The 1,571-nt window shown below is 58.7% G+C and carries 2 protein-coding genes; one reads left to right on the top strand and one right to left on the bottom strand.

All coding sequences use genetic code 11. The features are described 5' to 3' along the window. A partial coding sequence (locus AC1DVH_RS30860) for a LysR family transcriptional regulator (RefSeq protein ID WP_477756980.1) occupies positions 1-585 on the bottom strand: 585 nt, incomplete at its 3' end. A gap of 157 nt (positions 586-742) precedes the next feature. Here AC1DVH_RS30860 and AC1DVH_RS30855 point away from each other — a divergent pair. Further along, a partial coding sequence (locus AC1DVH_RS30855; protein WP_477756979.1) for an acyl-CoA dehydrogenase family protein occupies positions 743-1,571 on the top strand: 829 nt, incomplete at its 3' end.

Raw genomic sequence — 1,571 nt, 5'->3', positions numbered from 1 at the left:
GGTGGTTTGTTGCAGGAGAGGCAAGTCGGCGATTTCGCCGGGCGTCAGACTGGTTTTGTTTCCGAGCAGGTTGGGGCTGCAAACGGGCATCGGATTTTCACCCATCAGCCTGTGGGATTCTGTACCCGACCAATCCGCGTCACCGAAGTAGATGGCGGCATCAAAATCAGTGTCGGCGAACAGGAACGGGCGCGTGCGGTTGGTCAGGTTGACCGTTACTTCCGGGTGTTTTTGCTGAAAGTCCTTGAGTCGCGGCAGCAACCATTGGGTGCCGAAGGTTGGCACTACGGCCAACTCGATCACGTTGGTGCCCTGCTGGCCCATCACGGACAAGGTGTCGCGCTCAACCGCATCGAGTTGAGTGGCCACTCGACGGCTGTAGGAGAGACCAGCTTCCGTCAGCTTGACCCCGCGCCGCGAGCGTCGGAACAGTTCCACGCTGAGGAACTCTTCAAGGCTGGCGATCTGTCGGCAAATTGCCCCTTGGGTCAGCGAAAGTTCCTGGGCGGCCTTGGTGAAGCTCTCGTGGCGTGCCGCGGCCTCGAAGCTGATCAGGGCGGTGGTGCTGGGTATCTTTCTGCGCATGTACGTCAACCTCACTAATACATCGCATAAAAGCTATTTCGCGACGTTTCGGAGTGAGAAATTAGCACAACAGTATGCAAAATCCTCGTTTGCCGTGGCGCCGATCCGGGCCTAGGATCAGTCCACGTTATTTGACCCGATTCGAGAGGACACACTCATGGGCGGTAAAGCTAGCTTCAACTGGATCGATCCCCTGCTGCTGGATCAACAGCTCACTGAAGAAGAACGCATGATTCGCGACACGGCTGCGCAGTTCGCTCAGCAGAGCCTTGCGCCGCGCATTCTTGAAGCTTTCCGCCATGAGAAGACCGACCCGGCGATCTTCCGCGAAATGGGCGAGATCGGTCTGTTGGGCGCAACCATCCCCGAGCAGTACGGTGGCAGCGGCCTGAACTATGTCAGCTATGGCCTGATCGCCCGTGAAGTCGAGCGTATCGACTCCGGCTATCGCTCTATGATGAGCGTGCAGTCCTCGCTGGTGATGGTGCCAATCAATGAATTCGGTACCGAAGCGCAGAAGCAGAAGTACCTGCCGAAACTGGCGTCGGGCGAGTGGATCGGTTGCTTCGGCCTGACCGAGCCTAACCACGGCTCCGACCCGGGTGCGATGATCAGTCGTGCGCGCAAAGTCGAAGGCGGCTACAGCCTCACCGGCAGCAAGATGTGGATCACCAACAGCCCGATCGCCGATGTGTTCGTGGTCTGGGCCAAGGACGATGCCGGTGATATTCGCGGCTTCGTTCTGGAGAAAGGCTGGAAAGGCCTGAGCGCTCCGGCGATTCAYGGCAAGGTGGGCCTGCGGGCATCGATCACCGGCGAAATCGTGATGGATAACGTGTTTGTGCCGGAAGAGAACATTTTCCCGGATGTCCGTGGCCTGAAAGGTCCTTTCACTTGCCTCAACTCGGCACGTTACGGCATCTCGTGGGGTGCGCTGGGTGCAGCCGAGTTCTGCTGGCACACCGCTCGCCAGTACACCCTGGATC

This window comes from Pseudomonas sp. P4_C3, assembly GCF_056402075.1.
This window is presented reverse-complemented; position numbering and strand designations above follow the sequence as displayed.